Source organism: Paraburkholderia sp. GAS41 (assembly GCF_050436545.1).
Lineage (GTDB): Bacteria > Pseudomonadota > Gammaproteobacteria > Burkholderiales > Burkholderiaceae > Paraburkholderia.
On record NZ_JBNDMK010000005.1, the window covers coordinates 180,648 to 204,875 of the forward strand.

Here is a 24,228-nt window from a genome sequence, read left to right on the forward strand (position 1 = left end):
CCCGCGTCCTTGCGCCGTGCCTGAGATGATGCATCGCGTCATCGTCTGACGTCGTGACACCGGTCACCCAGTCGGCGTAAGCTGTCGAAGCTAATCAGCCCGACCGACCCGACTGGAGGCTTCATCGCAATGCCGCTGCCGAACGTTCCCGCTTCCGCCACCACCACTGGTGCGCGCCTTGTAGTCGATGCCTTGCTGACGCATGGTGTCGAACGTGTTTTCTGCGTTCCCGGTGAGAGTTTTCTTGCCGTGCTCGACTCGCTGCATGATGAGACCGAGCGTATCCAGACCATCGTGTGCCGGCACGAAGCTGCCGCGGCCAATATGGCTGAAGCCGTCGGCAAGCTGACCGGGCGCCCAGGCGTCGCGCTCGTCACGCGCGGACCCGGCGCGACGCACGCCTCGATTGGTGTGCACACCGCGTTCCAGGATTCGACGCCGATGATTCTGCTGATCGGCCAATGCGCACGCGAGCATCTGGACCGCGAAGCCTTCCAGGAAATCGACTATCGGCGCATGTTCGGCCAGATGGCCAAATGGGTCGCACAGATCGACGATCCGAAGCGGATTCCTGAATACCTCAGCCACGCGTTTCACACCGCGACTTCGGGACGGCCAGGCCCGGTGGTACTGTCGTTGCCGGAAGACGTGTTGAGCGAATTGTGCCCCGTAGTGCCGGGTGCGCCGGTGTATCACCGCGTGGCTGCGTCGCCCTCGATGGCGCAGATCGAGCAACTGCGGCAATTGCTCGAAGGCGCCCAGCGACCGATGATCATCGCCGGCGGCAGCGGTTGGACACCCGATGCGCGTGCCGATCTAAAGCGCTTTGTCGAAAACTGGCAGTTGCCGATTGGCCTCGCGTTCCGCTTCCAGGACACGCTCGATAACGACCACCAGAATTACGCGGGCGATGTGGGCCTCGGCATCAACCCGGCGTTGGCGAAACGCATCCGCGATGCGGACCTGCTGCTGGTATTCGGCCCGCGCCTCGGTGAAGCGACGACCAACGGCTACACGTTGCTGGACATTCCCAAAACGAAGCAGACCTTGGTTCACGTGCATCAGGGCGCGGAGGAATTGGGCCGCGTGTATTCGGCGGATTTGCCGATCGTCTCGGGGATGCCCGAACTTGCCTCCCTTCTTGCATCATTGCAGCCTCCTTCGGCCGCGTTAGCGTGGACGGGAAGCGCGGACGAGGCACACCGCGCCTATCTCGACTGGCGCACACCGCGTCCAATCCCGGGCGACGTGCAGATGGGTGAAGTGATTCAGCAACTGCGCGCGCACTTGCCCCACGACGCCATCTTGACCAATGGCGCGGGCAACTACGCGACCTGGCTGCATCGTCATTTCTCGTACCGGCATTTCCGCTCGCAGTTGGCACCGACGAGCGGCGCGATGGGCTACGGCGTGCCGGCGGCGATTGCAGCGAAGTCGCTCTATCCGCAGCGCGCGGTGGTGGCGCTGGCTGGGGATGGCTGCTTCATGATGTCCGCCCAGGAGCTGGCGACGGCGATGCAATACGACTTGCACGTCCTGTTCATTGTGGTGAACAACAGTCACTTCGGCACGATCCGCATGCATCAGGAGCGGCATTATCCGAACCGCGTGCACGGAACCGGTCTCACGAATCCTGATTTCGCGGCATTCGCGCGATCGTTTGGCGCGCATGGCGAGACGGTGGAGCGTACGGAAGATTTCCTGCCGGCGCTCGAACGTTCGCTGGCGGCGAAACGCGCGGCGGTGATCGAAATTCGCATGCCGCAGGAAGCGAGCACACCGGGCGCGACCCTGGAGCAGATCAGGGAACAGGGACGCAAATTGCGGGGCGAGTAGAAACAGGCGGTCACGGGTGGTCCTGGTGAGCGGGACCGCCCAACGCGCTCGCAACCATCCCCCGCTAGGCGGAAATCACGGACAAGGCGCTGAGCTCTTTCATCAAAGCTGGTTTGCGCGCCTGGACCACGTCCGCCTGAATCTGATAGATCACCGACTTGATCACTTCCGTCTGACTCATGGACGTATCGTCGATCAGCGTCTGGATGTCTTCAGCGATGCGTGGCGTCACCTTCATGGAGAGGCGCCTGCGTGCCGCTCCGCGCTCTTCCTTGAAACGCTCCATGCCTGCGCGATGGGCTCGCAGCAGGCGCTCCCTCGGATACTCACCGGAAGCGAAGCGATGCAGATAAAAGACCATCAGAACCTTGCGAAACTCAGTGGAGCTTGCGCTGTCGATGGTGTATGCCGCGAGGTCGAGCATATCCAGATAAATAGCGGGCAACTGAGCCTCGACGGCTTTGACTATCTTTAAACGCGCTTCGCGAATAGCCGGTGTGGACTGCGCTGGAACTGCAACCATCTCATCGCAAAGGTCGCAGACAGAAACGAGAATATTTTTCGCCTCACCGTTGCCGTCGCTAAACGGCACGTCACGCCGGACGAAGGTGGTGGTGACAATCTGATCGCAAGTCTCGCAGATTGCCTTACTTTTCTCGCCCTCTTCATACAATTTCGTGTTCATGGCTCCGCTCACTGATGAACGCTGATAAACAGGGTATCCGGATCACCGATGAAGTGGAACTTCACGTACCAGGCGCCTGATGCGATCACATGAACATGGATCGCGGCCCACTTGTGATGTGGCGATGAGGCATGCTCGGTTCTATCGCTGTTGACGGCCAAAATCCAAAGCAAAAAAGCAAAAAACCAAAGGCAAAAAAACAAAGCCCCACGAGTCAGAACAGACCCGCAGGGCTACAACAGCCAAGCCGAAACAACCCGCGCTCAAACACCACCCTCAAGCGCCGTCCGGCAAAAAAAGCTTACTTTCCACCCACGCTTTGCAGCGTCGTCCACTTACCGTCGACAACCTTATACAGCGTAATCCCACCATTCTTCAGATCGCCCCTGGCGTCATACTCGAGATGAGTACTCGTGACAGCAGGAATATCAGTCTTGGCGAGCAGCGGCAGATACTTGGCCGGATCGGTGGAGTTAGCCTTCTTCATGGCATCGAACATGGCCATCGCGCCATCATAGGCATACGGCGAGTACGTCTGCACGTCTTCATTGAAGCGCTTCTTGTACTTGGCGACGTAATCAGCACCACCAGGCATCTGCTCCAACGGCAGACCAGCCAGCGAAGCCACCGTGCCATTAGCCGCATCACCAGCCAGCTGCAGGAACGTCGGCGTGTGAACCATCTCACCGCCCATCAGCGGAGCCTTGACGCCCAGCGTCTTCATCTGCTTGACCATCGGCGCCGCTTGCGAATCAGCACCACCGTAGTAGATCAGATCAGGATTGACCGACTTCAGCTTGGTCAGAATCGACTTGAAGTCGACAGCCTTGTCATTGGTGAACTCACGATCGACGATCGTCGCACCCGACGCCTTCGCTGCCTTCTCGAACTGATCGGCAAGACCCTGACCGTAAGCCGTGCGGTCATCGACAATCGCGATCTTCTTCATGCCCAGGTTCTTCACCGCGAACGTGCCCGCGACCGAACCTTGCTGCGTATCGGACGTCATCATCCGGAACGTGGTCTTGAAGCCTTGCTGCGTGTATTCAGGCGCCGTCGCCATGGCGATTTCGGGGATGCCTGCGTTCGCGTAGATGCGCGATGCGGGGATCGTCGTACCCGAGTTGAAGTGACCGAGCATGCCCTTGATGCCGTCGTCCACCAGCTTCTGCGCGACGGTCGTACCGGTGCGCGGGTCAGCCTGGTCGTCGGCCGAGTCCAGCACGAAGCGAACCGGCTTGCCGCCGATCACCGGCTTGGTGGCGTTCTCTTCTTCCACAGCCAGCGTGATGCCGTTCTGGAAGTCCTTGCCATAGTGAGCCTGTGCGCCCGTCATCGGGCCTGCAAAACCCACCTTCACGTCTTCAACCTGTTGTGCGTGTGCAGCCCCCGACAGCGACATGGCCGCGACGAGCGTCGCGCCTGCCAGCTGTTTCATCTTGTATTGCATAGCTTCTCCTTGGTACCAGGTATGTGTGGAGCGGTTTCGGGGTCGCCGTACCGCTTCCGTTTTATTGAATCGACCGTTAAAGGTTGGCTCAACCGATCGTCATCAAATTCGCATTACCGCCCGCTGCCGCCGTGTTCACGCTGACCGAGCGTTCCGTGAGGAGACGTTCGAGTGCGTAGTCCTCGTCGCCGCTTTCCAGCGCACGTGCCGCCACGCCCTGAACCGAGACGATCGGACCGGCGCGCTTGGCCACTTCCTTCACCAGCGCGAGCAGTTCATCGCTATCCCCTTCGAACAGCACGGCATCGAACGACGTGTCGGCGTTCTTCTTCACGCTCGCGTACGGCTTCAGTGCGGCCGGCAGCGCTGACACCAGTTGCTCGCCAGCCGCCCCTTCGAACAGCGCGCGATTGCTGGTGGCCAGCGCCGCGGCAAACTGCACGCGTGCGCCGCTCGCCGTCGACGCCACGCACAGCACCGTGCCACGCGCGCCCAGCGTGTAGGTATTGCGCTCGCCGGTCGGTCCAGGCAGCACGGCCGTCGCGCCCGCAAGACCTTGCGACAGGTAACCGTCGCAACGCGCCGCGAGTGCCGGCTGGCGTTCACTGATCAGCCAGTCACGCAGGGTTGTCAGTGGCGCAGACGGATTGTCGCCGCCCCGATTATCCCCGTTTACGCCCGCCGACGGCGCGTCGGTGACCAACGACTGCGCCAACGACTTCGGCAGCCCCGCCGGACGCGTCGCCAGCAGGCGCTGCAGATACAGCGCGCCGCCCGCCTTCGGCCCCGTGCCCGACAGACCTTCGCCGCCAAACGGTTGCACGCCGACCACCGCGCCCACCACGTTCCGGTTCACGTAGATATTGCCCACATGCGCACGGCTGATGACATGCGCGATGGTCTCGTCGATCCGCGTATGGATGCCCAGCGTCAGGCCGTAGCCGGTCGCGCGGATCTGTTCCAGCAGCTTGTCGAGCGCGTTGCGGCGGTAGCGCACCACGTGCAGCACCGGACCGAACACTTCACGCTTCAGCTCGTCGATGCTGTCGAGTTCGATCAGCGTCGGCGGCACGAAGGTGCCTTGTGCGCCGCCTTCCGGCATCGCCAGTTGTTCGACCTTGCGACCTTTCTCGCGCATCGCCGCGACGTGGGCGTCGATGCCGCGCTTCGCTTCCACATCGATCACCGGGCCCACGTCGATCGACAGGCGATCCGGGTTGCCCACCGCGAGTTCGCGCATCGCGCCCGTCAGCATTTCCAGCGTGCGATCCGCGACGTCGTCCTGCAGACAAAGAACGCGCAACGCGGAACAGCGTTGACCGGCCGAGTCGAACGCCGAGTTCAACACGTCGGCCACCACCTGCTCGGCGAGCGCCGACGAATCGACGATCATCGCGTTCTGGCCGCCGGTTTCGGCGATCAGCGGAATCGGCTTGCCTTCGGCGTCCAGACGATTCGAGAGCGTCCTGTTGATGAGACGCGCGACTTCGGTCGAACCGGTGAACATCACCGCGCGGGTGCGGACATCGGCCACGAGTGCCGCACCGACCGTCTCGCCGTCGCCTGGCAAAAGTTGCACCGCGCCCGCCGGCACGCCGGCTTCGCGCAGGATGCGCACCGCTTGCGCCGCGATCAGCGGAGTCTGTTCGGCGGGCTTCGCGAGCACCGTATTGCCGGCGGCAAGCGCTGCGGCAACCTGGCCCATGAAAATCGCCAGCGGGAAGTTCCACGGGCTGATACAGACGACCGGACCGAGCGGGCGGTGCGTGTCGTTCGAGAACTCCGTGCGGATCTGCGCCGAGTAATAGCGCAGGAAGTCGATCGCCTCACGGATTTCCGCCACCGCGTTCGGCAGCGACTTGCCCGCTTCGCGCACCACCAGACCCATGAGCGTATGCATCTGCGCTTCCAGCAGATCTGCTGCACGCGCGAGACAATCGGCGCGCGCGTCGACCGGCGTCGCCTGCCAGATCGGCGCGGCGGCCACCGCATGCGCGAGCGCGGCGCTGACGTGCTCCGCCGTCGCTTCGACCACCGTACCGACGAGGTCGCGATGATCGGCGGGATTGCGCACATCGCGCGCCGTTCCTACGGCGATTTCGTTATCTTCGAGCATCGGCGCCGCGCGCCACGGATGATGCGCGCTTGCCAGCAGCGCCGACGAGAGCGACGCCAGTCGATGCTCGTTCGACAGATCGAGGCCCATCGAATTGAGACGCTCCGCGCCATACAGATTGCGCGGCAACGGAATCTTCGCGTGCGGCGCGCCGAGCGGCGCGACCTTCGACGCTTCTTCCACCGGATCGGCGACCAGATCCTTGATCGCGACGTTTTCATCCGCGATGCGGTTCACGAACGACGTATTCGCGCCGTTTTCCAGCAGACGCCGCACGAGATACGCCAGCAGCGTTTCGTGCGTTCCGACCGGTGCGTAGACGCGGCACGGACGATTCAGCTTGTCGCGGCCGGTGACTTCTTCATAGAGCGGCTCGCCCATGCCGTGCAGGCACTGGAACTCATACTGACCGGGATAGTAGTTCTGACCCGCGAGGTGATAGATCGCCGAAAGCGTATGCGCGTTATGCGTGGCGAACTGCGGATATACCGCGTCCGGTGCGCCGAGCAGCTTTTTCGCGCAGGCGAGGTACGACACGTCCGTGTAGATCTTGCGCGTATAGACCGGATAGCCTTCGAGGCCGTCCACTTGCGCACGCTTGATCTCGGTATCCCAGTAGGCGCCCTTCACGAGGCGCACCATGATGCGGTGACGGCTGCGGCGCGCCAAATCGACGATATAGTCGATCACGAACGGGCAGCGCTTCTGATACGCCTGCACCACGAACCCAATCCCGTTCCAGCCCGCCAGCTCCTGATCGAAGCACAGCGCTTCGAGCAGATCCAGCGAGATTTCGAGGCGGTCGGCCTCTTCAGCGTCGATGTTCAGGCCAATGTCGTAACGGCGCGCGAGGATGGCGAGCGAACGCACGCGCGGCAGCAGCTCGCTCATCGTGCGTTCCTGCTGCGAGCGCGAATAGCGCGCGTGCAGCGCCGACAGCTTGATCGAAATGCCTGGGCCTTCGTAGATGCCGCGACCGCCCGCCGCCTTGCCAATGGCGTGGATCGCCTGCTCGTACGAGGCGTAGTAGCGCTGCGCATCGGCCTCAGTGGTGGCCGCTTCGCCGAGCATGTCGTACGAGTAGCGGAAACCGCGCGCCTCGAACTTGCGGCTGTTCGCCAGCGCCTCGGAGATGTTCTCGCCGGTGACGAACTGCTCGCCCATCAGGCGCATCGCCATATCGACGCCCTTGCGGATCAGCGGCTCGCCGCCCTTGCCGATCAGACGCGTCAGCGCCGACGACAGACCCGTTTCGCTATTGGTCGTCACCAGCTTGCCGGTGATCATCAGCCCCCAAGTGGCGGCATTGACGAACAGCGACGGCGCCTGGCCGACGTGCGATCGCCAGTCGCCCTTGCTGATCTTGTCGCGGATCAACGCGTCGCGCGTGGCGCGATCGGGAATCCGCAGCAGCGCTTCGGCCAGACACATCAGCGCCACGCCTTCCTGGCTCGACAGCGAAAACTCGTGAATCAGCCCTTCGACGCCGCCGCCTTTGCTCTTGCCGCGCAGCGTTTCGACCAGCTTGCTGGCCATCGTCTGCACGTCGTTGGCGAGATTGGCCGGCAAACGCGCCTGACCGAGCAGGAACGGCAGGCATTCCGGCTCGGGACGACGGTAAGCGGCGGTGATCGCCGCGCGCAACACCGATTGCGGTTGCACGTTCTGGGCGAAGTCGAGGAAGGGATGCGAGGCACCGTCCTCTTCGGCTTCGACGCTCGCGCCGTCGCCCAGCTCGGCCGAGCCGCTGACGCCGGACAGTTCGGCGGGCAATTGGCCGTGTTCGATCCGTTCGAGATACGCAAAGATCGCCTGCTTGATGAGCCAGTGCGGAGTCCGTTCGAGACGGGTGGCGGCATCTTTCAGCCGGGAACGCAGGAGGTCGTCAACCTTGACGCCGAGAGTGGTGCTAGCCATGTTTCCTTCTTCATAGGCCAGCCATCGCGCGCCGGCCAAACACTAGTAAGTTGGCCGAATCGTACGCCTCCCAATAAAAAGGTGCAACCACCAGGATAACGTGGTTGCACCATTGTCAAAGCCTTGTCCTGCCGGGGTTTCAGGCGGGTGGCGGCGCTCCGGAAGCAGCGCTCCGCAGCATCAGTACTTTCCCCTATGAATTTCTTTTTTGACAACCCTTATCGAATCCGGAACCGCGCCGTTATACAGAGTAAGAATGCGCGATAGCGCACGGTACGGGGCTTACGGGGTGGTCGAAATGGAAAAGTGGCTGGTAGTGGCAGGAATCTGGACGATGTGCGCGATGTGTGCGGTGCTCTTCATTCGCGGTGCGACGTGCTCGGTGGCAAGGGAAACGCCCGATCAGCGCCGGGCGCCCAACGGCGCGCGCAGCGCCGTGCAGGAATAAAACCTCTGCGGACAGCGGATCAGCTGCGGGCCACGAACTGGCTGCAGGCGTCATCCGGCGAGACGAGCTGGTCGTGCAGGCGGCAAAGCCGGCTTGCCGCCACGCTCGCTCCAAATCCCGAACTGAATACAGCAAGGCCCGGAATGCTCTGTTCCAGCGTTGCGCGATCGTCCGCACGGTACCGGCAACCGGCGCAACTCGGCCGGCACGCGCGCAGTGCCGGCCGAGTTGCGTCTGTGCGTTCGGCTGGCTCAGTCATGAGCCCTGTCCCAGGCTGTTCCAGTACGACGCGAACACGTGCGCGGACAGCGCGTAGCCGATGGCGATATTGACGACCACACCAGCCGTGAACGCCAGGAAAGGCTTGAGGCCGGTGGCGCTCAGCAGGCGCAGACGCGTCGTCAGGCCGATGCTCAGGAAGCAGAAAATAAACGCCCAGGTGCGCAGCGCGGTGATCGGCGCGACGAATTCCGGCGTCACCACCTTGCGGTAATCCACCAGCGAATAGTGGCTCGCGATCCACGTCACGAGCGCCGACGCAATCACGAAGCCGATCACGAATTTCGGAAAACGGGCCCAGATCTCACCGGCGTTGGCTTTGGCCTTGACGCCGTGGTCCTCGCTCTCCCAGCGGGTAGTCGCGACGATCGCCAGCACGAACGCCCAGATGCCGATCCAGATATCGCGCCCCACGACCTTCATCAGCGTGAAAGCCTGCAGCGAGGCTTCCGGCGCACCGGCAATCGCACTGCCCGCGTGCTTCGCGAAATCGCCATAGGCCTGGGCAGCGGCGATACCGGCTGCATCTGCAAATTCAGACGTGCCGATCCACGCACCGGCGACGGCGGTCGACAGCCCGAGCGAGCGCGAGGCGAACGGCAGCACGAAGATCATCACGATCGCCCACAGGATCACGAGCGTAATCGCCACCGACGCCTGCTCGCGCTTGGCGCGCACGGCGCCCGCAATCGCAATCGCCGCCGAAACGCCGCACACTGCTCCGCCCACGCCGAGCACCGCGGCAAAGCGGCGGTCGAGGCCGAACGCCTTGGCGGCAAGGAAGATCACGAAGAAGGTCACCAGCGAAACGATGCTCGCCTGCCCGACCGCGACCGGACCGGCCCACACCAGCAAGGTGAACGGCAGCGTCGCACCGAGCAGCACGATGCCCACCTTGATATAGAACTCGACGCGCAATCCTGCGGAAAACCACTCGGGCAACCGGAAAACGTTCGAGATCACCAGACCCAGCGCGAGCGCAACCAGCGGCGGTTCGAGGTTGTACTTCGACGCGTTGATCCACGCGCCCAGGAAGAAAATCACGATCGACGCGACGAACAGGATCAGGAACGACGGCAGAAAATGCGCGATCCGCTGTTTCAGGGCCGCGAGGCTCACGCCGAACAACACGGCAAACACGACGAACAGCGCGGCATAGTTCGGCAGGTGTCTGACCAGATCCTGAGCGGCAGCCGCTGGGTCCGACCATTTGGCGGGCGCGACGGCGAGCCATTTGATGCTGCTGCCCGACGCGAACAACGCCCACGCGACAACGATGACCAGCAAGCCGATCCACACGGCCCACCAGTCTTCGGTGGCGAACAGGCCGCCACCGCGCCTCGTGGTGGTGGAGGCTGTGTCGCGGTTGGAATCGGATTTGGCCGGTGCTGCGCCCGCCGGCAGGCTGTGATTGGTATCGCTCATCGCAAAGCCCCGAGAGTTGAGGTGCGTCGGCGCGGGAAAGTTGGGATTGTTGTTAAAACTGCGCCGATTTGGCGAAATATAGACGAATGGCTTTCAGAACTGAAACGACCTTTCGCTCTATGAATATGACTGAAAGGGATTTGCGCGCCGGCCGGAGACCGCTGCGTGTGCCTGAAGCGTCAGATGTCGAGCGGATCGACTTCGAGATTCCAGCGCAACACGCCTTTCAAGGTGCGCAGAACCGGTTGCCAGGCCCGCAGCGTGGCTTGCAACGCCGCGCGCGAGGCACTTTCGATCAGCAATTGCGCGCGATGCACGTGCATCACCTTGACGATGGTGAGCGGCACCGCATCGTAGACCGTCACGCGCTCGGCGGAGGGCATCTCCGCCAGCGCCGCGGCGGCCTGTTGCAGGAAGGCCAGCGCCGCTTCGAGCGTGCGGCCTTCGGCGCGTAGCAGCGTCTGATAGACGAACGGCGGTAGATGGGCGTCGCGGCGCTCGGCCAGCGTCGAGTTGGCAAAACCCACGTAGTCGTGCCGCGCCAGCGCGTGATACAGCGCATGTCGTGGATAACGCGTCTGCACCAGTACGTCGCCGGGCAGCCCGGCGCGCCCGGCGCGGCCGCTCACCTGCATCAGCTGCGCGAACAGGCGCTCGCTTGCGCGGAAATCGTGGGAGAACAGCGCGGTGTCGGCATTGAGCACGCCCACCAGTGAAACCCGCTGGAAGTCGTGGCCTTTGGCAATCATCTGCGTGCCCACGAGGATGTCGACGTCGCCCGCGTGGACATCGGAGAACAGCGCCTGCGCGCTGCCTTTGCGGCGCGTGCTGTCGGCGTCGATGCGTAGTACCCGCGCACCCGGCACCGCGGTAGCCAGCGTCTCCTCGACACGTTGCGTGCCGCGTCCGAGCGGCGCGATATCCACGTTGCCGCAATCCGGGCACGAACGCGGAATGCGCGCTTCCCAGCCGCAGTGATGGCACCGCAGCGCGCGCTCCGGCTTGTGCAACACGGCATAGGCGCTGCAGCGCGGACAACCGGCCACCCAGCCGCAGGCGTCGCAGGACAGTTGCGGCGCGTAACCGCGGCGGTTCAGAAACACGAGGCTTTGTTCGCCCTTTTCGAGGCGCGCTTTCAAGGCCGCAATCAGCGGCCCCGACAGCCCTTCCACCGACGCCCGCCCGCGGCGCCGCTCTTCTTCCAGATCGATCAGCTTGACGGTCGGCAAGACGGCAGCGGCGACCGCGCGGCGCGAAAGCGTGAGCCGCGTATAGCGCCCCTGGTCAGCCTGCCACCAGCTTTCGAGCGAGGGCGTCGCGGAGCCCAGTACCACCGGCAAGCCCAGTTGCTTGGCGCGCCAGATGGCCAGATCGCGCGCCGAGTAGCGCAAGCCTTCCTGCTGTTTGTAAGCGGGATCGTGCTCTTCGTCGACCACGATGATCGCGAGCCGCGGCAGCGAGGCCAGTACCGCGAGCCGCGTGCCGAGTACGATGCGCGCCCGGCCGCTGTGCGCGGCGAACCAGTTGCGCGCCCGTTCGCCTTCCGCGAGCCCGCTATGCAAGGTGACGATCGAAGTACCGTCGAGCGCGGCGAAACGCGCGCGGAACGCGGCTTCGAACTGCGGCGTGAGATTGATTTCGGGGACGAGGACGAGCGCCTGGGCATCGGGCCGTGCCGCGAGAATGGCAGCGAGGGCACGCAAATACACTTCGGTTTTGCCGCTGCCAGTCACGCCGTGCAGCAGGAATGGGGCGAAGCCGTCAGCGTCGCGGATCGCTTCGACCGCAGCGGCCTGCTCGTCAGTGGGGGTGGGCAAATCAGGTGCGGCGGCCTGCAGCGCGGCGGCACTCACTACCGGCGCAGCCAGCGCGGCCGCTTCCGTCACCTCCAGCGCCACCCAGCCTTCGGCTTGCCAGGCATCGAGCGTCGCGACGGCTTTGGGATGAATCACGCGCGCGTCCGCTGCCAGTAAGGCGTCTTCGTCGACCAGCGCCTGAGCCAGGCGTCGTAATGCGCTCGCGCGAACCGGCAACGCGTTGGGCAGCGCCGCGCGACCGGCCGGCAGCAAACTGTAGCGCTCCTGAGGCGCTAACAGGCGCACCCAGCGCGACGGGTCGCGTAGCGCTTGCGGCAAAGCCGGCAACGCGACCTCGCCAAGGCCCCGCTGATAGTAATCCGCAGCAAAGGCCGCCAACGCCAGCCATTCGGCGGACAGAGGGGGGCAGGCATCGCAGATACTGTCCAGAGCGCGCAGCTTGTCTGCGGGCACGTCACTGTGAGCAGTCACTTCGCAGACGAGCCCCACTACCTGACGCCGACCGAACGGCACGCTGACGAGCGTGCCCGGCTGCGGCGGCTCCATGGCGTCGCAGCGATAGTCGAACAAGGTCGGCAATGGATGATCCAGCGCGACGCGGACGAAGACGTGGCTCAAGTCGGGTTCAGCCGGGCAATCTGAGCAGAGGGATGCGGCACACTGCCTCGCGCTGCGCACCGTGAATTGACGGGGGCCAAGGCAAAGTTAAAGTAAAACTTCACTTTCTGCGCTAAGTTTTGGATTCGACTGAACAATTGCTGTTGGCCCGCGCGCCCTGTGGATAACTTTGTTGAGAACTTCGTCTGGATGGCCGGAAAACCGCGCCGCTACTGCCTTGTGTGGGATTTCGCACATTTCTATCCGGTCCGTGGAAACCCTTGCCAGTCAAGGACTTGATCTCATGTCCACACAACTTGCAAGCGCAATGCTGCGATGAAAGCCTCTACCGCGCCGCAGCGTGATAAGTGTGCATAAGTCAAGTCTTGACAACGGCGGAAGCGCCATCTGACGGCCCGGTTAACACTATTTTTCCCTTACGCCGAGAGCCCAGCTCGCCGCAGTGCAACAAAATTGTCACGTAGCGAGGGGCGTTCCGCCTGCTCCAGCAGCGCGAACGGCGCGGCTGTGACGATGCACTTCGTCGACCAGTTCTGCGACGTGTTCGGGTGGCGTGAACTGCGAAATGCCGTGGCCGAGATTGAAGACGTGGCCCGGATGGTTGCCGAAACTGTCGAGCACGGCCCGCGCTTCCATGCGAATCGCCGAGGGCGGCGCGAACAGCACGGACGGATCGATATTGCCCTGCAGGGCCACCCGGCCGCCGACACGCTCGCGTGCGCTGGCGAGATTCACCGTCCAGTCGAGACCCACCGCGTCGACGCCGCTCGCCGCAATTTCTTCGAGCCACAGGCCGCCGCCCTTCGTGAAGGTGATCACGGGCACCTTCTCACCGTCGTGAGTGCGCTTGAGCTGGCTCACCACCTGCTTAATGTAGTGCAGCGAGAAGCGCTGAAAAACACCGTCAGCCAGCGCGCCGCCCCAGCTGTCGAAAATCATCACGGCTTGTGCGCCGGCTTCGATCTGCGCGTTCAGGTATGCCGCCACGCTCTGCGCATTGATTTCGAGAATGCGCTGCATCAGATCCGGACGGGAATACAGCATGGACTTCACGGTGCGGAAATCCGCCGAGCCGGCGCCTTCCACCATGTAGCAGGCCAGCGTCCACGGACTGCCCGAAAAGCCGATCAGCGGCACACGTTGACGGCCTTGCGCATCCGTCAGCGCCTTGCGGATTTCACTGACCGCGTCGGTCACATAGCGCAGCGTGGCGTCGATGTCGGGCACGGCAAGACGAGCAACGTCGGCTTCGGTGCGCACCGGACGGGCAAACTTCGGCCCTTCGCCGGTCACGAACTCCAGCCCGAGGCCCATGGCGTCCGGCACCGTGAGGATGTCGGAGAACAGGATGGCCGCGTCGAGCGGGTAGCGATCAAGCGGCTGTAGCGTGACTTCAGTCGCGTAGGCCGGACTTTTCGCCAGGCCGAGAAAGCTGCCGGCGCGGCTGCGCGTTGCGTTGTACTCGGGCAGGTAGCGGCCCGCCTGACGCATCAGCCAGATCGGCGTGTAGTCGGTCGGCTGGCGCAGCAGCGCGCGCAGGAAGGTGTCGTTGAGAAGGTTATGGGCCACGATGCGGACGACTGAAGGCAAAGAGCCATTTTACCGGACGTGGCGCGCCCCATCTCGCATCTTCATGGATCGCGACTATAGCGGTCGTCTGCGGCCGGGCTGTCTCGGCCATCCGGCCAATATTCAAGGGCGAATTGCCGGGCTATGATCAGCGGCCTGACCAGACAATGACCGAATTCGAGGAGATCCGATGAACAAGGCAGCATGCATCGTAGCCTGCGCGCTGTTCGGCGCTGCGGCCGGCAGGGCGCACGCTCAGACCACCGCCAGCCCTCCCGCGGCTGCGTCGCGGCTCGATGAGGTGGTTGCGCGCGGCACGCTGCGCGCCTGTACGACCGGCGACTACAAGCCGTACTCGTTCTACCGGAGCGACGGGCAGTTCGAGGGCATCGACATCGACATGACCGAGTCGCTCGCCAGATCACTGGGCGCGAAAGTCGAATTCGTGAAGACCTCATGGTCAAACCTAATGAACGACTTCGTGGCAAAGTGCGATATCGGGGTGGGCGGCGTATCGCCGTCACTCGAACGGCAGAAACGCGCGTTTTTCACCCAGGCGTACATGGTCGACGGTAAAACGCCCATTGTTCGTTGCGACGACGTGAGCAAGTACCAAACGGTCGCGGAGATCGACCAGCCCGCGACCCGGGTGATCGTCAACCCGGGCGGCACGAACGAGCGCTTCGCAAGACAGTACTTGCCGCACGCGACCCTGACCGTGTATCCGGATAACGTGACGATCTTCAAACAGATCCTGGCCGGCAAGGCCGATGTGATGGTGACAGACGCCTCGGAGACACTGCTGCAGCAGAAGCTCAACCCCGGTCTTTGCTCGGTGCATCCGGACAAACCGTTCCAGTACGGCGAGAAGGCATGGTTGCTACCGCGTGGCGATGTGGTTTTCCAGCAGTACGTAGACCAGTGGCTTCACCTGGCGCAGGCTACCGGTGAGTATCAGTCGATCTCGGACAAGTGGTTGAAGTGAGGCCGGCCCGGCGCGCCATACCGAGGCGCTTTGCTCCCGAAGGTGGCGCCTGAAGACTGGCCGCATCGTCCCCGTATGTGGGTCTGATCAGCACAATCCTGTAACCGTGCGTCCGCATGTAAGTGGGTACCGGATAGCCGCTTGAATGTTCTCGGTTTGGTTGGCCGACGAGGAATAAGGACGCGCTCGCATTCGGCCCGACGCCGCAGCGTCGCACGGTCGTTCGCCTCAATTCCTCTGGTTTTATCGAATGGGCAAACACCAGACGGAAGGCGATCCGACAGGCATAACGCATCGAAATTTGACGTTTGATTTAGTGAAGACCGAACCGGAAACGATGCAGGATGCACGTCCTGGAGCATCGATCGCGCCCATACGACCAGACTTCAGGACGCCGGTAAGAATGACGTTTTAAACGGCTTTCAACGGCAATAAATCCCCGAGCGCCTTATCTGGCGGGCGTTACAACCTGAAACACTTTGTTACCGCGTTGCTGGAATTATTCGCCCACAATGCTTTTCAACGGTTTCAACACGGATGTGGTTGGGTGCGTGGTGTGAGCGGATACGATGCACTTACCGATCGGCAGCACGCCGAAGCCCTGGAAAGGGGCATCCCTGTTGGCACCGTGGGTGACGCATAAAGCGTCTGCCCACCCGGTTCCTCCAATGGTCTCCTCGCGCTAACCCCGTAGCGTGTGGTTTTTAGCGGGCTCCAGGCCCGCTTTTTTTTTCTCTAGCCAAACGTTTGCGCGTTACCCAAGGGGCACTTGCCAGGTCGCTTTCAGACCGGGCTTCGCAAGCGGTGGCTCATTCCAGTTCGTGCCTGGCGGCGTCACGTTATCGTTACGTGACGCCGCAGTCGTATCAGGCCGTCTTGTCTTCCCTCACCTTCAGTTCCTCGATCATCCGTTCGCGCATCACGAATTTCTGTACCTTGCCGGTGACCGTCATGGGTAGCTCGTCGACAAAGCGGATGTACTTCGGGACTTTGTAGTGCGCGATCTGGCCGCGGCAGAAGTCCTGCACTTCTTCCACACTCGCCTGCTCGCCCGCCCGCAGCACGATCCACGCGCACACTTCTTCACCGTATTTCGGGTCGGGCACGCCGAATACCTGCACGCTCTGGATCTTCGGATGGCTGAACAGAAACTCCTCGATCTCGCGTGGGTAGATGTTCTCACCGCCGCGAATCAGCATGTCCTTGAGCCGGCCGACGATGTTGCAATAGCCGTCGGCGTCGAGCGTCGCGAGGTCGCCAGAGTGCATCCAGCCGTCGACAATGCTCTCGCGCGTTCTGGCTTCGTCGCCCCAATAGCCCTGCATCACCGAGTAGCCCTTCGTACACAGCTCGCCAGTCTCACCAACCGGCACGATGTTGCCCAGCGAGTCGACCACTTTGACTTCGAGATGCGGCTGGACGCGACCCACCGTCGAGGTGCGCTTGTCTAGCGGGTCCGTAGTCGAACTCTGGAACGACACCGGACTGGTCTCCGTCATGCCGTAGGCGATCGTGATTTCCGCGAGATGCATCTTCGAGACGACCTTTTTCATCGTCTCGATCGGGCATGGCGAGCCGGCCATGATGCCTGTGCGCAGGCGCGTCAGGTCAAAGCCTGAAAATTCTGGATGATCCAGTTCTGCAATGAACATGGTCGGAACGCCGTGCAACGCCGTGCATTTTTCTTCGGCAACGGCGGCGAGCGTGGCAGCGGGGTCGAACGCTTCGCCGGGGAAAACCATGTTCGCGCCGACCGATACGCAGGCTAGAACCGCCAGCACCATCCCAAAGCAGTGATAAAGCGGTACGGGGATGCAGAGGCCGTCTTGTTCGGAGAGACGCATCGCCATCGCGATATAGCGGGCGTTGTTGACGACGTTGCGATGCGAGAGCGTCGCCCCCTTAGGATTGCCCGTGGTTCCGCTGGTGAACTGGATGTTGATGGGATCATCAGCTGAGAGCGTGGCCCCGATGGCGTCGAGCTTCGCCGGGTCGAGCGTTGCGCGGCCCTGCTCGATGATGTCGGAGAAGCTCAACATGCCCGGCGTCTCGGTGTCGCACATGCGTATTACGACGCGTAGGCTCGGCAGACGGGCTGCCTGGACATCGCCCGCTCTCTGTCTGGCGAGCTCCGGCGCCAGTTCCTGCAGCATCTCGAGATACCTGGACGACTTGAAACGCTCCGCGGCAACGATGGCCTTGCATCCGACCTTGTTCAGCGCGTACTCGAGTTCCGCCAGCCGATAGGCCGGGTTGATATTGACCAGCACGGCGCCGATGCGCGCCGTAGCAAACTGCGTCAACAACCACTCGACACGGTTCGGCGACCAGATGCCGACGCGATCGCCTTTGCCGATGCCCTGCGCCAGCAAACCCGCGGCGAACACGTCGACCTCTTGCGCGAACACCTGCCATGTCCAGCGAATCCCCTGCTCACGAAATACCACGGCCGGCCGCTCGGGGAAGCGTCGCGCCGTATCGAGCAGGAACTGTCCCACTGTTGCGTCGCTCAGCGGAATGTCCGTCGAGCCGCGTACGTAGGACAGACCGTCCTTCGGTTCAATGAGTGCGCCTTCACCTGACGCGAGAGTGGCCATGGTGGTGTCTCCGTGAGCAGTCGTTGGCTCTATTGAAATGCGTTCGAGACCGATTGTGCCGCTGTGAATAACGGCGAGGCATCAAGTCTTACCCTCAGGCGATCGCCTGTTTTTGCCGCTGTTGAAGCTGCGCTTCTGCTTCCCTTTCCGTAAACGTAAACTACAACCGAAAAAAAAGCAGCCGGACAGGCTGCTTTTTCTTTGATGCTTGCCGCTTAATTCTGACCACGCAGCTTGCGCAGACGCTGAATCGCCGCGAGCTGAGCCGTCGCATACGCAAGTTCCGCCTGAGCGGTCGCGTATTCGAGATTCGAACCCGTGTTCTGCAGCGCTTCTTCGGCGCGCTTGCGTGCGTCTTCGGCCTTGGCTTCGTCGAGATCCTTGCCGCGGATTGCCGTGTCGGCGAGCACCGTCACTGCACCCGGCTGGATTTCGAGAATGCCGCCAGCGACGAACACAAACTCTTCTTCGCCGTTCTCAGCTTCGATACGCACTGCACCCGGACGAATCCGCGTGATGAGCGGCGTGTGGCCCGGCAGAATGCCGAGTTCGCCCGCTTCGCCCGGCAGCGCCACGAATTTCGCCTGCCCCGAGAAGATCTGCTCTTCCGCGCTGACGACGTCTACTTTAATGGTTGCCATATCGACTCCTGTGGCGACCAGCGTGAGCGCTTCAGCGCTTACCCTGGTCTCCCGCAAAGCTCGACGAGTGCTCGCGCTTTCGCGCTTGCCCTCGTCCCAAGCAAGGCTGGGTTGAGCGTGGTAAGAGGCGCCGGCTTTGCGTATCGAAACGCACGAGGCCGGCACCCGCCTCGTTACACCCGACCTTTACTGGATCTTCTTGGCCTTCTCGAAGGCTTCGTCAATCGTGCCGACCATGTAGAACGCCTGCTCCGGCAGATGATCGCATTCACCGCCCACGATCATCTTGAAGCCGCGGATCGTTTCCTTCAGCGGCACGTACTTGCCCGGCGAGCCCGTGAACACTTCAGCGACGTGGAACGGCTGCGACAGGAAACGCTGGATCTTACGAGCGCGCGCCACGGCGAGCTTGTCTTCCGGTGCCAGTTCGTCCATGCCCAGAATCGCGATAATGTCGCGCAATTCCTTGTAGCGCTGCAGCGTTTGCTGCACGCCGCGCGTGATCGAATAGTGCTCTTCGCCAATCACGTTCGGGTCGATCTGACGCGAAGTCGAATCGAGTGGGTCGACTGCTGGGTAGATACCTAGCGAAGCGATGTCTCGCGACAACACGACGGTTGCGTCAAGGTGGCCGAAGGTCGTAGCCGGCGACGGGTCGGTCAAGTCATCCGCAGGGACGTACACGGCCTGCACCGATGTGATCGAGCCAGTCTTGGTCGACGTAATGCGCTCTTGCAGCTTACCCATTTCTTCAGCCAGCGTCGGCTGATAGCCCACTGCCGACGGCATACGGCCGAGCAGTGCCGACACTTCCGTGCCTGCCAGCGTGAAACGGTAGATGTTGTCCACGAAGAACAGCACGTCCAGACCTTCGTCACGGAAGTGCTCAGCCATCGTCAGACCGGTCAGCGCGACGCGCAGACGGTTGCCCGGCGGCTCGTTCATCTGGCCGTACACCAGCGCGACCTTGTCGAGAACGTTCGAGTCCTTCATTTCGTGATAGAAGTCGTTCCCTTCACGAGTACGCTCGCCAACACCAGCGAACACGGAGTAACCACCGTGTTCTTTCGCGATGTTGTTGATCAGTTCCATCATGTTCACGGTCTTGCCCACACCGGCGCCACCGAACAGACCCACCTTGCCGCCCTTGGCGAACGGGCAGATCAGGTCGATCACCTTGATACCCGTTTCGAGCAGTTCGGTCGACGGCGACAGTTCGTCGAACGCCGGAGCCTTCTGGTGAATACCGCGTGTCACGTCCGAGTTGATCGGGCCGGCTTCGTCGATCGGACGACCCAGCACGTCCATGATCCGGCCGAGGGTCGGCTTGCCAACCGGCACGCTGATCGGCTTGCCGGTGTTCTTCACCGTCGTGCCGCGGCGCAGGCCGTCCGATGCACCCAGACAGATGGTCCGCACGACGCCGTCGCCCAGCTGCTGCTGAACTTCGAGGGTCAGTTCCGAACCGTCGAGAATGAGCGCGTCGTAAATCTTCGGCATGTGTTCACGCGGGAATTCCACGTCGATCACCGCGCCGATGCACTGTACGATCTTGCCTTCTACCAAAGCAGTAGTACTCATCGCTTTTCCTTTAGATACTCAATTCTTCACTCGCGCAAAGGCGCAGTTTTGTAGCGCTTGCCCTAAGGCGCGCCCGACCGTTACGGTCAGACCGCTGCAGCGCCACCGACGATTTCCGACAGTTCTTTCGTAATCGCTGCCTGGCGGCTCTTGTTGTACACGAGCTGCAGTTCGTTGATGACCGTCTTCGCGTTGTCCGAAGCGGCCTTCATCGCGACCATCCGTGCCGACTGCTCCGACGCCATGTTTTCCGCGACGGCCTGATACACCAGCGCTTCCACATAACGCACGAGCAACTCGTCCACCACTGCCTGTGCGTCCGGCTCGTAGATATAGTCCCACGAGGTGCTCGGAACCGTGCCCTCGTCATCCGTGCGCTCGAACTGGTCTGCCGACAGCGGCAGCAGTTGCTCGATCACCGCTTCCTGCTTCATCGTATTGACGAAGCGCGTGTACGCCAGGTACACCGCCGAGATCTTGCCTTCCGAGTACATGTCGAGCTGCACTTTCACCGCGCCGATCAGCTTCTCGAGATGCGGCGTGTCGCCCAGATGCACGACGTTCGACACAACCTTCGCACGCAGGCGATTCAGAAACCCGAGGCCCTTGGTGCCGATCGCCGTTGCTTCGATCGTCTTGCCCTGGCCTTCCAGTTCCTTGAATTTCTGCAGTGCCGCGCGCAGCACGTTCGTATTCATGCCGCCGCACAAACCCTTGTCCGTTGTGACGAGGATCATGCCGGCCATCTTCGCGCCTTCGTTCGACACCATGAACGGGTGACGATACTCAGGGTTCGAACGGCTCATGTGTGCAGCGATGTCGCGGACCTTGTCGGCATACGGGCGAGCAGCGCGCATGCGCTCCTGAGCGCGGCGCATCTTCGATGCGGCCACCATCTCCATCGCTTTCGTGATCTTGCGCGTGTTTTGCACGCTCTTGATCTTGCCGCGAATTTCCTTCATTCCAGCCATTGCTTGCTCCTTTGTCGGCCCGAGTGACCGATCTGGCGGTTACTCGGGTCCCATGCAAAGCGTCGGCCCGAGTTAGCGCTTTAGCGGTTACCCGGGTCCCATGCAAAGCGATCGAAACAGCGCGGGGGCATTCACATGCGGCCCGTGCCGCTTCAAGGTCCGATTACGCCTTGCAGGTCACTCGCGGATCAATAAGCGCCGGACTTCTTGAAGTCTTTGACGGCCGTATGCAGCAGGCCATCGTCGTCCTTCGAGAGTTCCTTGGTATCTTCGATGCGCTTGATCAGATCAGCGTGCTTCGACTTCAGGTAATCGCGCAGGCCCTTTTCAAACGGCAGCACTTGCGCAACTTCGAGGTCGTCGAGGTAACCGTTGTTCGCAGCGAACAGCGCGACGCCCAGTTCCCACACTTGCAGCGGCTGATACTGCGGCTGCTTGAGCAGTTCCGTCACGCGGCGGCCGCGTTCGAGCTGCTTGCGGGTGGCTTCGTCGAGGTCCGAGGCGAACTGGGCGAATGCCGCCAGTTCACGGTACTGCGCGAGGTCGGTACGGATACCGCCCGACAGCTTCTTCACGACCTTCGTTTGAGCCGCACCACCCACACGCGACACCGACACGCCGGCGTTGATTGCCGGGCGGATACCTGCGTTGAAGAGGTCGGTTTCAAGGAAGATCTGGCCGTCGGTAATCGAGATCACGTTCGTCGGAACGAATGCGGTCACGTCGCCTGCCTGCGTTTCGATGACCGGCAGCGCCGTCAGCGAACCGCTCTTGCCCTTGACTTCACCGTTCGTGAACTTCTCGACGTACTCTTCCGAGACGCGAGCGGCACGTTCCAGCAAACGCGAGTGCAGATAGAAGACGTCGCCCGGATACGCTTCACGGCCCGGCGGACGGCGCAGCAGCAGCGAGATCTGACGGTATGCCCATGCCTGCTTGGTCAAGTCGTCATAAACGATCAGCGCATCTTGACCGCGGTCGCGGAAGTATTCGCCCATCGAGCAGCCGGCGTACGGTGCGAGGTACTGCATCGCAGCCGATTCCGAAGCCGAAGCGGCCACGACGATCGTGTATTCCAGCGCGCCGGTTTCTTCCAGCTTGCGCACCACGTTCATGATCGACGAAGCCTTCTGGCCGATCGCGACGTAGATACAGAAGAGGTTCTTGCCCTTCTGGTTGATGATCGCGTCGACAGCCACAGCCGTCTTGCCGCACTGGCGGTCGCCAATGATCAGCTCGCGCTGGCCACGACCCACCGGCACCATCGCGTCGATCGACTTCAGACCAGTCTGGACCGGTTCCGACACTGACTTACGCCAGATCACGCCCGGTGCAATCTTTTCGATTGCGTCGGTCTTCTTGGCGTTGATCGGGCCCTTGCCGTCGATCGGGTTGCCGAGTGCATCGACCACACGGCCGAGCAGTTCCGGACCCACCGGCACTTCGAGAATGCGGCCCGTCGTCTTGACGATGTCGCCTTCCGAAATGTGTTCGTACTCACCCAGAATCACGGCGCCGACCGAGTCGCGCTCGAGGTTCAGTGCGAGACCGTAGGTGTTGCCCGGGAATTCGAGCATTTCGCCCTGCATCACTTCCGACAGGCCGTGGATACGCACGATACCGTCGGTCACGGAGATCACAGTGCCCTGGTTGCGAACGTCTGCGCTCGCTTCAAGGCCCTGGATCCGGCTCTTGATCAGCTCGCTGATCTCAGAGGGATTGAGTTGCATTATTCGCTCCTGATAGTCAATTCTGTTGCGTGCCAGCCGCTTCAGCGCTTTAGGCGCTTCAGGCCGTCAGAGCCGTCTGCATGCTGGCAAGCCGCGCGCGGACCGAGGTATCGAGCACTTCATCGCCGACCGTCACGCGCACGCCGCCGATCAGCGACGAGTCGACCTCGACCACCGGCTTCAGCTTGCGCTTGAACTTGCGTTCGAGACTTGCGATGAGTTCGTTCAACTGCTCGCCTTCAAGCGGGAATGCGCTGACGATCAACGCATCGGCCGCTCCTTCGCGGGCGTTCTTCAACGCTTCGAACTGCGTGGCGATTTCCGGCAGCAGTTGCAGACGGTGGTTATCCACCAGCATTTGCACCAGATTCTTCGCTTGCGCGTTGTCCTTGAGCGGCGACTTCACCGGGGCCAACAGCAGGTCGCCGACCTGGGCGCGGCTCACTTTCGGGCTCGTGGCGATCGACAGCACTTCGGGCAGACGCGCAACCTCTGCCAACTCCTGCACGAGCGTGGACCAGGCGGCGATGTCACCAGCTTCGGCCACGCCAAATAGCGCTTCTGCGTACGGACGGGCGATGGTTGCAAGTTCGGCCATGATCAGAGCTCGGCTTTCAGTTGATTCAGCAGGTCAGCGTGAGCTGCCTGGTCGACTTCGCGCTTCAGGATCTGTTCAGCGCCCTTGACGGCGAGGACAGCGACTTCGCCGCGCAGCGCTTCACGCGCCTTGACGACTTGTTGCTCTGCATCGGCCTTCGCTTGCGCGAGAATGCGGGCGGCTTCAGCTTGTGCCTGGGCCTTGATTTCGTCAGCGAGGGTCACTGCGCGCTTTTCGGCATCAGCAATGCGTTGCTGACCATCGTTGCGCGCCTGTGCCAGTTCCTGGTCGACGCGCTTGTGCGCGGCTTCCAGTTCCGCCTTGCCCTTTTCAGCAGCAGACAGACCTTCGGCGATCTTCTTCGCGCGCTCGTCGAGGGCGTTGATCAACGGGGGCCACACGAACTTCATCGTGAACCACGCGAGGATCAGGAACACGACCATTTGCGCAAACAGGGTTGCGTTGAGATTCACGGTGTTTCCTTAAACGTTGCTAGTTCGGAAAGTGAAACGGCAAGGCGCTCATCGATTCTGTTTTCGATCAGCGCCCAAGTGCCCGTTCCGCCCTGCGCCCTGCACTAGTTATAGCTCAGGCGCAAACTTCCGAGGAACCTCAGCCTGCCAGCTTCGACAGCAGCGGGTTCGCGAACGCAAACAGCATTGCCACACCAACGCCAATCAGGAACGCCGCATCGATCAGACCAGCCAGCAGGAACATCTTGGTTTGCAGCGGGTTCATCAGTTCCGGCTGACGAGCGCATGCTTCGATGTACTTGCCGCCCATCAGGCCGATACCGATACAGGCGCCGATTGCACCCAGGCCGATGATGATGCCGATACCGATGGCGGTCAGACCCTGGATGTTGGCGATGAAAGCTTGCATGATCACTCCTTTGTGAAAAGTCTTTTTGGAACTGGTTGGAACTAGGATTTAAAAAACTAAAAAACTAAAGCAATTCGTTGTAC

At 62.1% G+C, this 24,228-nt stretch carries 17 protein-coding genes; 3 read left to right on the plus strand and 14 right to left on the minus strand.

All coding sequences use genetic code 11. From position 1 onward, the window contains the following. Positions 1-129 precede the first annotated feature (129 nt). Complete coding sequence (locus P3T43_RS10260) at positions 130-1,836, plus strand: thiamine pyrophosphate-binding protein (protein WP_429280933.1); 1,707 nt, start codon at positions 130-132, stop codon at positions 1,834-1,836. A 64-nt stretch (positions 1,837-1,900) separates the two neighbouring features. Here P3T43_RS10260 and P3T43_RS10265 read toward each other — a convergent pair whose 3' ends face one another. The 3 genes from P3T43_RS10265 to putA form a co-directional block, all read right to left on the minus strand. Then, positions 1,901-2,521 (minus strand): hypothetical protein, encoded by a 621-nt coding sequence (locus P3T43_RS10265; RefSeq protein WP_429280934.1) that lies wholly within the window; start codon positions 2,519-2,521, stop codon positions 1,901-1,903. A 301-nt stretch (positions 2,522-2,822) separates the two neighbouring features. After that, positions 2,823-3,971: a branched-chain amino acid ABC transporter substrate-binding protein gene (locus P3T43_RS10270; RefSeq protein ID WP_429280935.1), complete on the minus strand. Its 1,149-nt coding sequence runs from the start codon at positions 3,969-3,971 to the stop codon at positions 2,823-2,825. A gap of 88 nt (positions 3,972-4,059) precedes the next feature. Further along, a complete protein-coding gene (gene putA, locus P3T43_RS10275; protein ID WP_429280936.1) occupies positions 4,060-8,004 on the minus strand; it encodes a trifunctional transcriptional regulator/proline dehydrogenase/L-glutamate gamma-semialdehyde dehydrogenase in 3,945 nt (1,314 codons plus the stop codon). Positions 8,005-8,260: 256 nt separating this feature from the next. Here putA and P3T43_RS10280 point away from each other — a divergent pair, with 256 nt between their 5' ends. Beyond that, positions 8,261-8,452 carry a hypothetical protein gene (locus P3T43_RS10280; RefSeq protein WP_429281035.1) on the plus strand — a complete coding sequence of 64 codons (192 nt, stop codon included), beginning with the start codon at positions 8,261-8,263 and terminating at the stop codon, positions 8,450-8,452. Positions 8,453-8,707: 255 nt separating this feature from the next. Here the strand turns inward: P3T43_RS10280 and P3T43_RS10285 are convergent, their stop codons facing one another. The 3 genes from P3T43_RS10285 to hemE form a co-directional block, all read right to left on the minus strand. After that, entirely contained in the window at positions 8,708-10,156 is a 1,449-nt protein-coding gene (locus P3T43_RS10285; RefSeq protein ID WP_429280937.1) for a YeiH family protein, read from the minus strand. Between the two features lie 179 nt (positions 10,157-10,335). Beyond that, a complete protein-coding gene (locus P3T43_RS10290; protein WP_429280938.1) occupies positions 10,336-12,591 on the minus strand; it encodes a primosomal protein N' in 2,256 nt (751 codons plus the stop codon). Positions 12,592-13,047: 456 nt separating this feature from the next. Continuing rightward, positions 13,048-14,160: a uroporphyrinogen decarboxylase gene (gene hemE, locus P3T43_RS10295; RefSeq protein ID WP_429280939.1), complete on the minus strand. Its 1,113-nt coding sequence runs from the start codon at positions 14,158-14,160 to the stop codon at positions 13,048-13,050. Between the two features lie 190 nt (positions 14,161-14,350). Between hemE and P3T43_RS10300 the strand changes: the two genes are divergently transcribed. Then, positions 14,351-15,145: a transporter substrate-binding domain-containing protein gene (locus P3T43_RS10300; protein WP_429280940.1), complete on the plus strand. Its 795-nt coding sequence runs from the start codon at positions 14,351-14,353 to the stop codon at positions 15,143-15,145. An 866-nt stretch (positions 15,146-16,011) separates the two neighbouring features. Here the strand turns inward: P3T43_RS10300 and P3T43_RS10305 are convergent. From P3T43_RS10305 to atpE, 8 genes are all read right to left on the minus strand, one after another. Continuing rightward, positions 16,012-17,742 (minus strand): AMP-binding protein, encoded by a 1,731-nt coding sequence (locus P3T43_RS10305; protein WP_429280941.1) that lies wholly within the window; start codon positions 17,740-17,742, stop codon positions 16,012-16,014. A gap of 215 nt (positions 17,743-17,957) precedes the next feature. Beyond that, positions 17,958-18,383, minus strand: coding sequence for a F0F1 ATP synthase subunit epsilon (locus tag P3T43_RS10310; RefSeq protein ID WP_012434800.1), 426 nt, complete (start codon positions 18,381-18,383; stop codon positions 17,958-17,960). Between the two features lie 186 nt (positions 18,384-18,569). Then, complete coding sequence (atpD, locus tag P3T43_RS10315; RefSeq protein ID WP_090681191.1) at positions 18,570-19,964, minus strand: F0F1 ATP synthase subunit beta; 1,395 nt, start codon at positions 19,962-19,964, stop codon at positions 18,570-18,572. Between the two features lie 86 nt (positions 19,965-20,050). Then, positions 20,051-20,935: a F0F1 ATP synthase subunit gamma gene (gene atpG, locus P3T43_RS10320; RefSeq protein WP_429280942.1), complete on the minus strand. Its 885-nt coding sequence runs from the start codon at positions 20,933-20,935 to the stop codon at positions 20,051-20,053. A gap of 188 nt (positions 20,936-21,123) precedes the next feature. Next, positions 21,124-22,665 (minus strand): F0F1 ATP synthase subunit alpha, encoded by a 1,542-nt coding sequence (atpA, locus tag P3T43_RS10325; protein WP_429280943.1) that lies wholly within the window; start codon positions 22,663-22,665, stop codon positions 21,124-21,126. Positions 22,666-22,723: 58 nt separating this feature from the next. Continuing rightward, positions 22,724-23,263: a F0F1 ATP synthase subunit delta gene (locus tag P3T43_RS10330; protein WP_429280944.1), complete on the minus strand. Its 540-nt coding sequence runs from the start codon at positions 23,261-23,263 to the stop codon at positions 22,724-22,726. Between the two features lie 2 nt (positions 23,264-23,265). Further along, complete coding sequence (locus tag P3T43_RS10335) at positions 23,266-23,736, minus strand: F0F1 ATP synthase subunit B (RefSeq protein ID WP_429280945.1); 471 nt, start codon at positions 23,734-23,736, stop codon at positions 23,266-23,268. A gap of 139 nt (positions 23,737-23,875) precedes the next feature. Further along, positions 23,876-24,145, minus strand: a complete 270-nt coding sequence (gene atpE, locus P3T43_RS10340) for a F0F1 ATP synthase subunit C (protein WP_007180033.1) — start codon at positions 24,143-24,145, stop codon at positions 23,876-23,878. Positions 24,146-24,228 lie beyond the last annotated feature (83 nt).

Excerpts from the sequence above, each read along its gene's own strand:
- atpG (WP_429280942.1), bottom strand. The coding sequence starts at position 20,935 with ATGGCTGGAATGAAGGAAATTCGCGGCAAGATCAAGAGCGTGCAAAAC.
- putA (WP_429280936.1), bottom strand. The coding sequence starts at position 8,004 with ATGGCTAGCACCACTCTCGGCGTCAAGGTTGACGACCTCCTGCGTTCC.
- P3T43_RS10280 (WP_429281035.1), top strand. The coding sequence starts at position 8,261 with ATGCGCGATAGCGCACGGTACGGGGCTTACGGGGTGGTCGAAATGGAA.
- atpA (WP_429280943.1), bottom strand. The coding sequence starts at position 22,665 with ATGCAACTCAATCCCTCTGAGATCAGCGAGCTGATCAAGAGCCGGATC.
- atpD (WP_090681191.1), bottom strand. The coding sequence starts at position 19,964 with ATGAGTACTACTGCTTTGGTAGAAGGCAAGATCGTACAGTGCATCGGC.
- P3T43_RS10270 (WP_429280935.1), bottom strand. The coding sequence starts at position 3,971 with ATGCAATACAAGATGAAACAGCTGGCAGGCGCGACGCTCGTCGCGGCC.
- P3T43_RS10300 (WP_429280940.1), top strand. The coding sequence starts at position 14,351 with ATGAACAAGGCAGCATGCATCGTAGCCTGCGCGCTGTTCGGCGCTGCG.
- P3T43_RS10260 (WP_429280933.1), top strand. The coding sequence starts at position 130 with ATGCCGCTGCCGAACGTTCCCGCTTCCGCCACCACCACTGGTGCGCGC.
- P3T43_RS10285 (WP_429280937.1), bottom strand. The coding sequence starts at position 10,156 with ATGAGCGATACCAATCACAGCCTGCCGGCGGGCGCAGCACCGGCCAAA.
- P3T43_RS10310 (WP_012434800.1), bottom strand. The coding sequence starts at position 18,383 with ATGGCAACCATTAAAGTAGACGTCGTCAGCGCGGAAGAGCAGATCTTC.
- P3T43_RS10305 (WP_429280941.1), bottom strand. The coding sequence starts at position 17,742 with ATGGCCACTCTCGCGTCAGGTGAAGGCGCACTCATTGAACCGAAGGAC.
- atpE (WP_007180033.1), bottom strand. The coding sequence starts at position 24,145 with ATGCAAGCTTTCATCGCCAACATCCAGGGTCTGACCGCCATCGGTATC.
- P3T43_RS10330 (WP_429280944.1), bottom strand. The coding sequence starts at position 23,263 with ATGGCCGAACTTGCAACCATCGCCCGTCCGTACGCAGAAGCGCTATTT.
- P3T43_RS10265 (WP_429280934.1), bottom strand. The coding sequence starts at position 2,521 with ATGAACACGAAATTGTATGAAGAGGGCGAGAAAAGTAAGGCAATCTGC.